Raw genomic sequence first — 604 nt, forward strand, 5'->3', positions numbered from 1 at the left:
CCTGGTTCGGCTGGGGGGTCGCTCGGCTCGCTCCTGCCGTTGGCCCTCGTCGGTGGCGCCGTTGCGGGAAGCGCGATCGCCGCGCCGCAGATCGGCCAGTTGGTAGCAGATCTGCAGGTCGACTTGGGGATCGAACTACCGCCGCTGCCCGGATCGGTGGCCCCGCCGGTCGTCGAGGCGCCGCCGGCCCCAGGGCCGGACACCCCGAACGGCCGTGGGTGACTCCGGTACGAGATTCGGCGGCGACACCATCGTGGCCGACACGATCACCGTCATGTCCGGTTCGCTCGGTGATTTCGAGTTCTCGGCCCCCGGCGGCGTGCAGTTGGCGTTCATTCGCCTGACCCGCGATGACTGGAACCCCGCTCCGAGCGTGAACGCTCGCGGCGGGGTCGTTGTCGTTGGGTAGCACGGTCGGCATATGCGCGAGGCGGGGACATACCTACCTTAGGCACCCCACACGACCACTAGACGCGATCACCACGTCGGAGTGGACCTTGGTCCGTACACCCCCGTGGGACGAAAGGGGATGTAATCACTCTGGCAGGGCAGGACTGTCGCGACGCGGGTGCAAGGAATGCGGCGCGGAGGAAAGGTCAGCCGG

At 68.2% G+C, this 604-nt stretch carries 1 protein-coding gene and 1 pseudogene; both read left to right on the forward strand.

Annotation, left to right across the window (positions count from 1 at the left end):
* Window positions 1-222: pseudogene (locus DPA01S_RS17420) on the forward strand (hypothetical protein); the annotation flags it as partial.
* The gene (locus DPA01S_RS16125; protein ID WP_061917952.1) at window positions 215-409 is read left to right on the forward strand and encodes a hypothetical protein; all 195 of its coding nucleotides are present in this window, start codon (window positions 215-217) and stop codon (window positions 407-409) included. The pseudogene DPA01S_RS17420 and the gene DPA01S_RS16125, both read left to right, overlap by 8 nt.
* Window positions 410-604 lie beyond the last annotated feature (195 nt).

This window comes from Dietzia papillomatosis NBRC 105045, from assembly GCF_001570845.1.
Taxonomy (GTDB): domain Bacteria; phylum Actinomycetota; class Actinomycetes; order Mycobacteriales; family Mycobacteriaceae; genus Dietzia; species Dietzia cinnamea.